The following is a 12,440-nucleotide window of genomic DNA, read 5'->3' as shown; positions in this document are numbered from 1 at the left end:
CGATTGGGCATTGAACGCTGTGGGGCAGGGCCGGATAGTGTCGTCGATTGCCCCCGTGCTGAAGGGTGAATTGTTCGTCGATGGAGGGCGAGATCAGCCATGTACCGGGAGAAGACAACGTGACAGGTGGCGCGGAATGCGTCCGAGTACTGATTGCCGACGATCACCCCGTCATGCGGGACGGCGTTGCGGCTGCCATCGAAAGCGGCCCAGACATGGTGGTCGTAGGGCAGGCCGCGGATGGGGCGGAAGCGATCGTCCGGTTCCGCGAGCTGTTACCGGACGTGGCCTTGATCGATCTGCAAATGCCCGGCGTGGATGGCCTGCAGGCGATCGCCACGATTTGTGGTGAATACCCGGCGGCACGCATCATCGTGCTGACCTCCTACCCAGGGGATGCCCGCGTGAAGCGCGCGCTCACTTTTGGCGCTTGCGCCTATTTGCTCAAGACGGCGACGCGCGAAGAGATTCTCACCGCGATCCGTTCGGTGATGGGCGGCAAGCGCGTGGTGGCATCGGAAGTTGCCGGCGAGATCGCATCACATGCCTGGTCGGAGATGCTCAGCGATCGCGAGCTGAGCGTATTGCGCCTGGTGGCCACCGGACATACCAACAAGCGTATCGCCGACGTTCTCTGCATTTCAGAGGACACGGTCAAGGCGCGGCTCAAGAACATCATGACCAAGCTGGACGCCATGGACCGCACCCACGCCGTCACGCTGGCCAGGGATCGCGGCTTCTTTGACGCCTGAGCCACCAAGGTGGGAACGCTGCCCAGGCAGCCATTGCGGATGCGATCTGCCTCGGGATAACCCTTGCAAGCAACTGACTTACCCGATCGGGTATGCAAGATCTGCCTCGATAGGGCTTCGCATCAAGCGCTATTTGGGAACAATGAAGGGTATTCAAGCGAACTCCTCGCTTCGAATGTTCAAGCCCTGACGAGCATAGCGATGTCGTCTAGCGATGCATCGTCCTCGGGCTGCACGCCCTGCACGACGCAAGCACCCGCAAGAACGGCACGTTACCCATCAAGAGAGCCGACATGTCGACCAACGATCTGGACCACGACGTCAACCAGCCGAGGCGCTCCTTTTTGAGCGGCGTCGCGACGGCTTCTGTAGCCATGGCATTGCCGATCGCAAGCCTCGCAACGGCTCCCCGCGCGTTTGCTGCAAACGCTCCCATCAACCCACATCACGGGCAATCCGCTATGAGCACGATCAATACGAAAGATGGTACTGAAATTTTCTACAAGGACTGGGGACAGGGTCAGCCCGTGGTGTTCTCGCATGGCTGGCCGCTCACTGCGGATGCCTGGGACGGGCAGATGCTGTTCCTCAGCTCCCATGGCTATCGCACGATCGCGCATGACCGTCGCGGCCACGGTCGCTCGGGTCAGCCCTCGCAGGGCAACGACATGGATACCTATGCCGATGACCTTGCCACGCTGATCGAAAAGCTGGATCTGAAGAATGTCGTGCTGGTCGGTCATTCCACGGGCGGCGGTGAAGTGGCGCATTACATCGGCCGCCACGGCAACGCACGCGTGGCCAAGCTGGTGCTGATCGGTGCGGTACCGCCGATCATGGTCAAGAGCGAGAGCAACCCCGGTGGCCTCCCGATCAGTGTGTTCGACGATATCCGCAAGGGCGTGATGGCCGATCGTTCGCAGTTCTACAAGGATCTCTCCTCGCCGTTCTATGGCGCCAACCGCCCAGGGGCCAAGGTTTCCCAGGGCTTGCGCGACTCCTTCTGGCTGCAGGGCATGATCGGCGGCATTAAGGGCCAGTACGAGTGCATCAAGCAGTTCTCCGAGGTTGACTACACACCCGATCTCAAGAAAGTCGAAGTGCCTACGCTCGTTATTCACGGCGACGACGATCAGATCGTGCCGATCGATGACGCGGGCAGGCTCTCGGCCAAGATCGTGAAGCACGCGACCCTCAAGGTCTATCCTGGCGCGCCGCATGGTCTCACCGCTACCCATCAGGACCAGGTCAACAACGACCTGCTGGCGTTCATCCGTTCCTGATGACGCAAACGGATCGGCCACGGGTTGCGTGGCCGATTCACCCATGCTGCACTGCCCAGGAGAATTCCCATGGCGATCACCGCGACCGCGACCCCCGGTAAGCAACTGCTTACGCCCATGGATCATGCGCTGATCATGATCGACTTCCAGTCGCAGATGTCCTTTGCGACGCATTCCATCGATGCCACCACCTTGCGCAACAATGCCGCGCTGGTGTCGCATGCGGCGGCCAGTTTCAAGGTGCCGACGATCCTGACCACCGTGGCCGAGAAGAGCTTTTCCGGCCCCATGTTCAGCGAAGTGACCGAGCCTTTCCCGGGGCAGGCCTTGCTCGACCGCACGTCGATGAATACCTGGGAGGACGCGGCCGTGATCAAGCGCGTCAATGAGATCGGCAAGACGCGCCTGGTGCTCGCCGGCCTTTGGACGTCGGTGTGCATCGTCGGCCCGACGCTGTCGGCGCTGGAGCAGGGCTTCGAGGTCTATGTCATCTCGGACGCTTGCGGTGATGTGTCCGCCGAGGCGCACAACCGCGCGATGGATCGCATGATCCAGGCCGGTGCCCGTCCCATGACCGCACTTCAATACCTGCTTGAGCTTCAGCGTGACTGGGCCCGCACCGAGAGCTATGGCAGCACGACCGGCATCGCAAAACGCTTCGGTGGTTCCTATGGGCTCGGCATCATCTACGCCCAGGGCATGTTCGGCGCGCACGAAGGCTAGGCGCACGGCGCCTGCGCTTGCCAAGCACAGGCAGAACTCGATTCGTGGGGGCAGGTTGATGAAACCGTATTTGCTATCTCTTGCCGCCGGCTTGCTGGTCGGTGTCGTTTATAGCCTGTTGAATGTGCGATCGCCGGCGCCGCCGGTGATCGCGCTGGTGGGATTGCTTGGCATTCTTATCGGTGAGCAGGTGCCACCTTTGGTGAAAAACCTGTGGCATCGCGAAGTTGCCACGGCGACCTGGGTGCGCGAGCAGGTGAAGCCTCATGTCTTTGGCGAACTGCCCAAGGCCCGGCCTGTCGCGAAGGTTGTTGAAGACGGTAAGGCCCAGCCATGAACGCACAAACGACCACTGCCGACCTCGTCCTCCATGGTGGACGCTTTACCACGCTCGATCGCTCGCTTCCCGAGGCCGAAGCGGTCGCTATCGCGGATGGAAAGTTCGTGGCCGTGGGGCGCGCGTCCGAGGTCATGCCACTGGCGGGGCCGCGCACGCGCGTGATCGATTTGAAAGGACGCCGCGTCTTGCCGGGCCTGATCGACAACCACCTGCACATCATTCGTGGCGGCCTGAACTTCAACATGGAGTTGCGCTGGGATGGCGTCCGTTCGCTGGCCGACGCCATGGCCATGCTCAAGCGGCAAGTAGCCATTACGCCATCGCCGCAGTGGGTGAGAGTGGTGGGTGGCTTTACCGAGCATCAGTTCGCCGAAAAGCGTCTGCCGACCATCGCAGAACTCAATGCGGTCGCGCCGGATACGCCGGTGTTCCTGCTGCATTTGTACGATCGCGCCATCCTCAATGCCGCGGCGCTGCGCGTGGTGGGCTATACCAAGGAAACGCCGGCACCGCCGGGGGGCGAAATCGTGCTCGATAGTGCAGGCAATCCGACCGGTCTGTTGCTGGCCAAGCCGAACGCCGCCGTCCTCTACGCCACCCTGGCGAAGGGCCCGAAGCTGCCGTTCGACTACCAGATCAATTCCACGCGTCATTTCATGCGTGACCTGAACCGCCTGGGCGTGACCGGTGCCATCGACGCGGGCGGCGGCTTCCAGAATTACCCGGACGATTACGCCGTCATCGAGAAGCTGGCGGCCGACGGCCAGCTGACCATCCGGCTGGCCTATAACCTCTTCACGCAAAAGCCCAAGCAGGAAAAGGACGATTTCCTGAACTGGACTCGCACATCCAAGTACAAGCAGGGCGACGATTACTTCCGCCACAACGGCGCTGGCGAGATGCTGGTGTTTTCAGCCGCGGATTTCGAGGACTTCCGGCAGCCGCGTCCGGACATGCCAGCGCAGATGGAAACGGAGCTGGAAGATGTCGTGCGCATACTCGCCGAGAACCGCTGGCCTTGGCGCATGCACGCTACCTATGACGAAACGATCAGCCGCGCGCTGGACGTCTTCGAAAAGGTCAACAAAGACATTCCGCTGCAGGGGCTGAACTGGTTCTTCGATCACGCCGAGACGATTTCGGAGCGCTCGATCGATCGCATTGCGGCACTGGGCGGCGGCATTGCCGTGCAACATCGCATGGCTTACCAGGGCGAGTATTTCGTGGAACGCTATGGCCCCGCGGCGGCGCAAGCTACGCCGCCGGTGGCGCGCATCCTGGAAAAGGGCGTCAAGACCTCGGCCGGTACGGATGCCACGCGTGTCGCCTCGTACAACCCGTGGGTATCGCTGGCCTGGCTGACTACCGGCAAGACCGTCGGCGGACTGGGGCTGTATCCGCGCCGCAACTGCCTTGATCGCGAAACGGCGCTGCGCATGTGGACGGAGAACGTCACCTGGTTCTCCAACGAGGAGGGCAAGAAGGGGCGCATCCAGGTGGGCCAACTGGCCGACCTGATCGTGCCGGATCGCGACTACTTCAGCTGCCCCGAGGACGATATCGCCGACACCACATCGCTGTTGACCATCGTCGGTGGACGCGTCGTGTATGGCGGCGGCGAGTTTGCCTCGCTGGACGACATCAAGGTACCGGCTGCCATGCCGGAATGGTCGCCTGTCCGTGCGTACGGTGGCTATGGCGCGTGGGGACAGCAGCGTGGACCGGCGCGGCCGGCTGCGCCCACGGTGAGTTGCGGTTGCAGTCATGGCTGCGGTGTTCATGGTCACGACCATGCCACCGCATGGTCAAGCAAGTTACCGGCATCGGATCTGCAATCGTTCTGGGGCGCGTTGGGTTGTTCGTGTTGGGCGGTATGACGGGGCCGACTTTCGGCACCATCGCTCACATCCTGAGCCTGGAGGGCTGGCGGTGAAGCATATCCATGGTCGTTCGGGCGGCATGGCACGACTGGCGTCGGTGTTTGCGACACGTCCCGTGCATTGGGTCGCGCTGCTGGGGCTGTGTGCGGCCTACCTTCAGGGCGGTATCCAGAAAGCGATGGATCTCGGCGCCGCAACGGCCGAGGCCGCGCACTTCGGGCTGGCGCCTGCCGGCCCCATCACACTGGCGACCATCGTGCTGGAACTGGGGGCTTCGTTGTTGATCCTGTTTGGCTTCTACCGCTGGCTGGGCGCGATCCTGCTGGCGGGGTTCACCTTGATGGCGACCTTTCTGGCCAATCGCTTCTGGGATGCAGCCATGCCCGAGCGTTTCATGCTGGAAAACGGGTTCTTTGAACACCTCGGGCTGGTGGGTGGCTTTTTGCTGGTGGCCTGGTACGACCTTCGAAATCGCGTGGCGAACGGGCGCCGCTGACGGGGCTGGCGCGTCCATCAAGCACACTTCAATCGTTCCCTCTTTCATTCAAACACGTTTTCCAAGGAGTCTCCCATGCGCATTCCTTCAAAGCTTTTGGCCGCCACTTTCGGTCTTGGGCTGGTTGGCCTCGTATCGCTCACCGCCATGGGGCCGGCGCAGGCCAGGGAGTCGACTGAAGCCGCAACACCCGTCGTCGCCGTTGGTTCCCAGTACGACACCACACACGTCTATGTGGCACCGGCGGATGTCGACCGCTTCGTGAGCAGCTTTATCGGCACGTTTGGCGGACAGAGCACCAAGCAGGTCGTCGCCACGGTGACGCCGACGCCGAGCAGCACCACATCGCAGTTGTTGCAAACGCCGGTGGGCACGGTGTCGCTGTTCGGTTTCAAGACGCCGATTCCGTTTCCGTTCGGTGACGAGCGCTCGGGCTATCTCGTCACCGACATGGATGCGGCGATTCGCGCTGCACGCATCTCTGGCGCGGATGTGATCGTGTCGCCGTTCCCCGATCCGATCGGTCGCGATGCGGTCATCCAGTGGCCCGGCGGCTTGAACATGCAGCTGTATTGGCATACCACGCCGCCGTCCTACGCGGCCTTCCAGACGATTCCCGAGAACCGGGCCTATGTATCGCCCGATCGTGCGGATGCCCTGGTGCGGGGCTTCGTGAAGTTCTCGCACGGCAAGGTGGTATCCGATGAGCCTAAGGCGCCGGGCGCCGAGATCGGTCGGCCGAACGACACGTACCGTCGCATTCGCATCGAATCGAACTTCGGCAAGATGACGGTGCATGTGACCGACGGGCATCTGCCGTACCCCTATGGCCGCGAGGTGACTGGCTACGAAGTCGCCAATCTCTCTGAGACGCTGGCCAAGGCGAAGGCGCATGGTGCGCAGGTTTTGATCGAGCCGTTCCACAGTGAGGGCCGCCAATCGACGGTGGTGCAATTCCCCGGCGGCTATGTGGCGGAAATCCACGCCAACGCTGGCCAGTAAGTCCATGGGAGAGCTGGGGCCGTCCTGCTATCGCGCGCAGCAACGTGCCAGCGGCTCCCTTCATAGCTTGGGGTGGGGTGTGGCGTGGCTCGCGCTGGCGGGAGGTTTGTTGCTTTGCGCAAGTCGCGCATGGGCACAGGATGCCAGCAACGATTCAACCCAGGACTCGCCGACGCCGGATGTCGGGACACGCCCGAAGCTGAGCAGCAATCGTTGGCAGGAGGATTGGTCGGCCTTGGCCGACCCGTCCCAGCGGACGCAGTGGGGTGATGCGCTCAAGTACCTGTCACTGAGTGCGGATGATCCCAAGAGTTACCTTTCGCTTGGCGCCAATCTGCGCGAGCGCGTGGAAATGTCGGACGCACCGAACTTCGGTGTGGGTGGCATCGCCAACAACACGTATCTGTTGCAGCGCTTTCAGGTGCACGCCGATCTTCGTCTCGACGAGCATTGGCAAGGCTTCGTCCAGATCGAAGATGCCCGTACCGTAAACAAGCATGTCATTGGCGGCGCCGATCGCAATCCCTGGGACCTGAGGCTGGCTTTTGTGGCGTATACCAAGCGCTTTGATGCCGGCACCTTCAAGGCCCGCGTGGGACGGCAGGATTTTGCCTTCGATTTGCAGCGCTTTGTGTCGTTGCGTGATGGACCCAATGTGCGGCAGTCCTTCGACGCCATCTGGGCGGACTGGGAAACCGAGAAGTGGCGTTTCATCGGTTTCATGAGCCAGCCCGTCCAATACAGGGACGAACAGCCCTTCGACGATGTGTCCAATCACCGTTTTCGTTTCAACACCTTGCGCGTGGAGCGCCTGGTGTGGGGGCATAACGGGCTGTCCGCCTATTACTCGCTCTATAGCAGAGACAATGCGCGGTATCTCGATGCCATCGGTGATGAGCGACGTGACGTGTATGACGTGCGCTTTGCGGGTTCAGCCATCGGGATGGACTGGGATCTGGAAGGAATGGAGCAGCGCGGCCACGTGGGAATGAAGGACATCGATGCCTGGGCCACCGGGGCGCGCGTCGGTTTTACCTGGGATGGTTCGGCCTGGCATCCCCGGCTTGGCATCCAGTTCGACGCGGCGTCGGGTGATCGGCAACGCAATGACAACACGCTGGGCACGTTCAATCCGCTGTTTCCCAACGGCTATTACTTCACCCTCGGCGGCTTCACCGGCTATACCAACCTGGTGCACGTCAAGCCGACCTTGACCATCAGGCCCATCGTCGGTTTGACACTGACCGGCGGCGTAGGCTTTCAGTGGCGCCAGGTCACCAGTGATGCCATTTACGTGCAGCCCAATATTCCATTGCCGGGCACGGCGGGGGAGGGCGGGCACTGGACCGGGGTCTATGGCCAACTGCGCGCAGACTACATTTTCAACGCGAACTTCACCGGCGCCGTGGAGGCTGTGCACTACGATGTCGGTCGCGCCATCCGCCAAATCGGCGGGCATGACAGCGACTATCTCGGCGTCGAGCTGAAATACATGTGGTGAACTGCGTCATAGCCTCGGATCGACTCACATACCACGGGAGAGCAAACACACCATGGCCGACAAGCCGATTCTGCCGACGATCCTCAGCGTCAACGCAGGTTATGTGGACACTGCCGGTTTCCTGGCCTTGCATGGCCTGTTTACTGCGCACGTCACCGGAAACTTCGTCACGATTGGCGCGGCGCTGGTGACGGGTGCGTCCGGCATCACCGCCAAATTGCTGGCGCTGCCGGTGTTTTGCGTGGTGGTGATGTGCGCGCGCTTGCTTCGCTATCGTCTGATCGCGCGGGCGACGCCCGTGCTGCGGAGCTTGCTGCTGATCAAGCTGCTCTTGCTCGTCGCAGCGGCGCTCATGGCGTTGCGTTATGGTCCGTTTGGTGCCGGCGACAGTTGGTCGGGCACGCTCACGGGCATGACGCTGGTGGCTGCCATGGCGATCCAGAATGCATTGCATCGGGTCCATTTGGCCAGCGTTCCACCCTCGACCTTGATGACCGGCACGACCACCCAGATCATGCTGGATATCGCCGACCGCATTCACGGCGTTCCCACGGAACAACAACCCGCCATCAATACGCGTTTGACTCGCATGATGGCCGCGGTGCTGGCGTTTGCCGTGGGCTGCGCGGCAGCTGCGTTGCTCTATGCGTTTGTCGGCATGTGGTGCTTTGTGGTGCCGGCCCTGCTGGCGTTGGGCGCCTATCTCAGGCATGGCGACGTAGCGGATGCCGTTGCGCCGGCGTGAGTCAAATTGTGTTCCCCCCCACCACCCTGTACCTCGGAGGCATCATGAACGACACAAGCAAGGCCAAGACCCGCCGCAAGGCGGCTCTCGCCACGCCGTCCGCCCTGGGCGAAGACGCCACGCGCGACATTTCCGGCGAACTCAATGCACTACTGGCTGATGTTCTCGCGCTGTACATCAAGACCAAGAACTTTCATTGGCATATGTCAGGGCCGTACTTTCGCGACTACCACTTGCTGCTGGACGAGCAGTCGGATGAGATCTACGCCACGCTCGATCCCATCGCGGAACGAGTGCGCAAGCTGGGCGGCACGACCTTGCGTTCCGTCGGGCATGCATCACGCATGCAGCGCCTGATGGACAATGACGCGGACTTTGTCACGCCCGATGACATGCTGGCCGAGCTGCGCGAGGACAATGTTCAGGTCGCCGCCTATATGCGCGCCACGCATCAACTGTGCGACGGCTATGGCGATGTCGCCACGGCGAGCCTGCTCGAGAACTGGATCGACGAGGCCGAACGTCGCGTATGGTTCCTGTTCGAGACCGGACGTCGCGCCTAGTCCCGCGACGACTGCCATGCCGACCGCTTGCGCGGCCGGCATGGGGCGGCACCGTATGGCCAGCGTGCCGCCTGCAGTTGCTCCTTCTCCCCTTTGGGGAGAAGGCTGGGATGAGGGGCGGGTGCTTACTCTAAGGCGACAACCGGGCGATATCGCCAGCTTGCCGCTTACGCAGCGGGCGTTTCGATCGCCTGCCGGCGCTCGAGTCACTTTTCTTTTGCTGGCCCAAAAGGAAAGTAACCCAAAGAAAATGGCCTGAAGAGCTCGTAGCATTGCGCGGGACACAAGCCTGAAGGGCATCGCCAGGCGGAGAAGTTGCGGCCCATGGCGCGAGACAGCCGCTACCCCGCAACGCGCCGCAGCGCAGAGGGCTTAAGGCATGCGCCTCGTGGCTTTCTCTCGGTTGGGTAAGCGTTTCAACCGTCGGCCGATCCCGCTTTAAGTCCTCATCGCATCGGCGCGTTGCGGGGTAGCGGCTGTCTCGCGCCGTGGGCCGCCAACAATCAGATCATCGCGACCTTCCGATGCTTCTATCCCACGCAGTGCTACCAGCTCTTTAAACCATTTTCTTTTGGTTACTTTCCTTTTGGGTCAGCAAAAGAAAAGTGACCCGGACCGCGGCAGCGGTTCGGAACGCCCGCTGCGTAAGCGGCAACCTCGCGCCACGCCTGGTTGTCGCGTTACCGCGAGCACCCGCCCCTCATTCCAGCCTTCTCCCCGGAGGGGAGAAGGAGCAGAAGCCGGTGACTCGGTATTTGAGCAGGCGGTCGAAACGCCTGCTGTGTCCTACAGGGACTTCCTTCGGTCGTGACCGGTGTCGCGCCAAGCAAAGGTTGACTGAAGACATTGAAAGGGCTGGCTTTCAGGCAAAACCTCGCCACCGCGCCACCATTCCAACGCTCGCCGTGACAGCCCGCGACAGCAGGCGAAGATCCAGCGGCATATCGGTGCGGCGTACGTCCAGCAGCAAGGCGATGCGCGTGCGCTCGCTGCGATTCCACACCTCGTGCGGATAGGTGTCGTCCCATAGCAGGCATTCGCCATTGCCGAGGCGGTGTTCGTGGCCGGCGAGCCAGAGCACGGCACTTGGCTGCCCATCGGCATCCATCGGCGCCTCGAGGTTGAGCTGAAAGCGCAGGATGCCGCGGAAAGGTCCGCAATGACGCGGAATGTGCTTGTGTGGGGCCAGGTAGGAGAGGGTGGCCGAGAGTACATCGGGCGAGGACGATACGAGTCGCGCCAGTAATGGGCACGCCTCCATGTTGGTCGCAATCGCCTGGCCGTAGATCTTCAGCAGAAACATGCGCCAGTCCCTGCCGTCAGCCGCCGAGATCTCCGCCTGCGCCGGCATGATCTCGTGGAATCTCGGTATGGCGCGGGCGCCTTCGTGTAGGGCAAGCGCCTCCTGGCGAATCTGCGGCCATGCCGCCACGAACCTCCGCGCATCGGGAAAGTAGGTGTCGATGTCCAGTACAGGCGGTGTCTTGATGCGCGCGTCGAAGACACGGCGAATCGCTCGCGACGACCACTCATACAGCGAGTCCATCTTCGGTCTTTCCTCATGGCCTGAGGGCAGGAGTCGGCCGGGCACCTGGGCGACGACTTCGTCGCGAGTCGGCCTTTAGGAGTCACGGTAGCCGTTGGAATCTCCTCGTTTCGTGAATGCCCGGCGCGCGCGTCGGTCGCACCCAGCGGGCGCCGAATATCTAGTCCCTGGTCCAGGATGTTTCGCTTAGTCCTTGCGAAACAACAGGTTTTTGCTTGATAAATAAAGTGACGTCACTTAAAATACGGCCGCCCGAGCGAGGAGAAGGAGCCATGGTTGACCCATTTGATCCGGGGACGCTTGCGATGCACTTGGTCTTCAAGCGCCGGCGCGGCCGTCCACGAAAAGCGGACGCGTTGAGTGCGGCGGAGCGGGCGCGGCGTTATCGCGCGAAGCGGAAATTGCTGGCCGTGCAGTCGGTGCCGACCGTCGTCTACGAGCAAGTAGTGCGCGAGCGCGATGAGGCGAAGGCCCAGCTCGTTCTATTGCGCGCGAAGCTGGAGCACTTGCGTCCGCTGCTCGGGTGCTGATCGGACTAAGGTGGCCATGCCAGATTGACAACGTGCGACTCGAAACCGGGTCGAACGTGCTGCTGTCCGGCTACCCGCATCGGCAGGAGGTCGATGCACTTCGCATTGACTTTGGTCGGTCGAAACTTGTACCAAGGCGATGACCGTCGTGAGCGCAGGTCGCGCTTGGACGTGGATACGACCGGCGAGAGCAGCTGTATGCCGACTCGGTCGGTGGCATGGCCGCAAAGATCCCTCACTCTCAATCACTGGAGCGGTGGCTTGTATGGTGGCATTGGCGACGGAGTACGTGATCGACGTACACCACTGGAACGACAACCTTTTCAGCTTCCGCACCACGCGCGATCCGGGCTTCCGCTTCGACAGCGGCCACTTCGTCATGCTCGGGCTGGAGGTTGAGGGGCGACCGCTGTTGCGTGCCTACTCCATCGCCAGCGCGAACTACGAAGAGCACCTGGAGTTCGTCAGCATCAAGGTGCCCAACGGCCCACTGACATCACGTCTGCAAAGCCTGCGCCCGGGCGATCCGGTGATTGTCAGCCGCAAACCTACCGGCACGCTGGTGCTCAACGACCTCAAGCCGGGCAAGCATCTCTATTTGCTGGGTACGGGTACCGGGATGGCGCCGTTCCTCAGCATCGTGCGGGATCCGGAAACCTATGCACGCTTCGACAAGATCGTACTGGCGCACGGCGTGCGCAGAATCAGCGATCTTGTTTACGCCGAATACCTGGAGCAAATGCTGCCCCGGCACGAGTATCTTGGCGAACTGGTGCGGGACAAGCTGGTCTACTACCCAAGCGTGACGCGCGAGCCGTTCCGTCATCGCGGGCGACTGACCGATGCCATCGTCGAGGAATGGATGAGCCAGAGCGCCGGTTTGCCTCCGTTGAACCCGCAGACCGATCGGGTGATGCTATGTGGCAGCCAGGCCATGCTGGAGGACTCCTGCGCACTGCTCGACGGGCGCGGATTCCAGGCATCGCCTCGCACCCGCGAGCCTGGCGACTATGTGATCGAGCGCGCCTTCGTCGAAAAGTGAATCGAAACGGACGACGACTTTTCTGGACGTGAGGTGC

At 62.0% G+C, this 12,440-nt stretch carries 13 protein-coding genes; 12 read left to right on the top strand and 1 reads right to left on the bottom strand.

All coding sequences use genetic code 11. The annotated features are described in order from the left end of the window. The first annotated feature begins 173 nt into the window (after positions 1 to 173). The 10 genes from ACT01B_RS12915 (at position 174) to ACT01B_RS12870 (ending at position 9,285) form a co-directional block, all read left to right on the top strand. On the top strand, positions 174 to 752 hold the full coding sequence (locus ACT01B_RS12915; RefSeq protein ID WP_445147481.1) for a response regulator: 579 nt from the start codon (positions 174 to 176) through the stop codon (positions 750 to 752). A gap of 461 nt (positions 753 to 1,213) precedes the next feature. Further along, complete coding sequence (locus ACT01B_RS12910) at positions 1,214 to 2,035, top strand: alpha/beta fold hydrolase (RefSeq protein ID WP_445143662.1); 822 nt, start codon at positions 1,214 to 1,216, stop codon at positions 2,033 to 2,035. 69 nt (positions 2,036 to 2,104) lie between these two features. Continuing rightward, the gene (locus ACT01B_RS12905; protein WP_445143661.1) at positions 2,105 to 2,758 is read left to right on the top strand and encodes a hydrolase; all 654 of its coding nucleotides are present in this window, start codon (positions 2,105 to 2,107) and stop codon (positions 2,756 to 2,758) included. A gap of 58 nt (positions 2,759 to 2,816) precedes the next feature. After that, complete coding sequence (locus ACT01B_RS12900; RefSeq protein WP_445143660.1) at positions 2,817 to 3,095, top strand: XapX domain-containing protein; 279 nt, start codon at positions 2,817 to 2,819, stop codon at positions 3,093 to 3,095. Then, the gene (locus ACT01B_RS12895; RefSeq protein ID WP_445143659.1) at positions 3,092 to 4,975 is read left to right on the top strand and encodes an amidohydrolase; all 1,884 of its coding nucleotides are present in this window, start codon (positions 3,092 to 3,094) and stop codon (positions 4,973 to 4,975) included. Before ACT01B_RS12900 ends, ACT01B_RS12895 begins: the two co-directional genes overlap by 4 nt. Positions 4,976 to 5,027: 52 nt before the next feature. Further along, positions 5,028 to 5,474 (top strand): DoxX family protein, encoded by a 447-nt coding sequence (locus ACT01B_RS12890; RefSeq protein ID WP_445143658.1) that lies wholly within the window; start codon positions 5,028 to 5,030, stop codon positions 5,472 to 5,474. A 75-nt stretch (positions 5,475 to 5,549) separates the two neighbouring features. Beyond that, the gene (locus ACT01B_RS12885) at positions 5,550 to 6,476 is read left to right on the top strand and encodes a glyoxalase (RefSeq protein ID WP_445143657.1); all 927 of its coding nucleotides are present in this window, start codon (positions 5,550 to 5,552) and stop codon (positions 6,474 to 6,476) included. Positions 6,477 to 6,711: 235 nt separating this feature from the next. Then, the gene (locus ACT01B_RS12880) at positions 6,712 to 7,977 is read left to right on the top strand and encodes an alginate export family protein (RefSeq protein WP_445143656.1); all 1,266 of its coding nucleotides are present in this window, start codon (positions 6,712 to 6,714) and stop codon (positions 7,975 to 7,977) included. 52 nt (positions 7,978 to 8,029) lie between these two features. Then, positions 8,030 to 8,722, top strand: coding sequence for a YoaK family protein (locus ACT01B_RS12875; protein WP_445143655.1), 693 nt, complete (start codon positions 8,030 to 8,032; stop codon positions 8,720 to 8,722). A gap of 44 nt (positions 8,723 to 8,766) precedes the next feature. Next, on the top strand, positions 8,767 to 9,285 hold the full coding sequence (locus tag ACT01B_RS12870; protein ID WP_445143654.1) for a Dps family protein: 519 nt from the start codon (positions 8,767 to 8,769) through the stop codon (positions 9,283 to 9,285). Positions 9,286 to 10,147: 862 nt separating this feature from the next. Here ACT01B_RS12870 and ACT01B_RS12865 read toward each other — a convergent pair. After that, entirely contained in the window at positions 10,148 to 10,831 is a 684-nt protein-coding gene (locus ACT01B_RS12865; protein WP_445143653.1) for an aspartyl/asparaginyl beta-hydroxylase domain-containing protein, read from the bottom strand. A 272-nt stretch (positions 10,832 to 11,103) separates the two neighbouring features. Here ACT01B_RS12865 and ACT01B_RS12860 point away from each other — a divergent pair, with 272 nt between their 5' ends. After that, entirely contained in the window at positions 11,104 to 11,361 is a 258-nt protein-coding gene (locus tag ACT01B_RS12860) for a hypothetical protein (protein ID WP_445143652.1), read from the top strand. A 265-nt stretch (positions 11,362 to 11,626) separates the two neighbouring features. Continuing rightward, positions 11,627 to 12,403, top strand: a complete 777-nt coding sequence (locus ACT01B_RS12855; RefSeq protein WP_445143651.1) for a ferredoxin--NADP reductase — start codon at positions 11,627 to 11,629, stop codon at positions 12,401 to 12,403. The last annotated feature ends 37 nt before the right edge of the window (positions 12,404 to 12,440 follow it).

The sequence above is a fragment of the Dyella sp. Tek66A03 genome, from assembly GCF_052567735.1.
The sequence above is the reverse complement of the archived record's forward strand: the minus strand, read 5'-3'. Positions and strand labels throughout refer to the sequence as shown.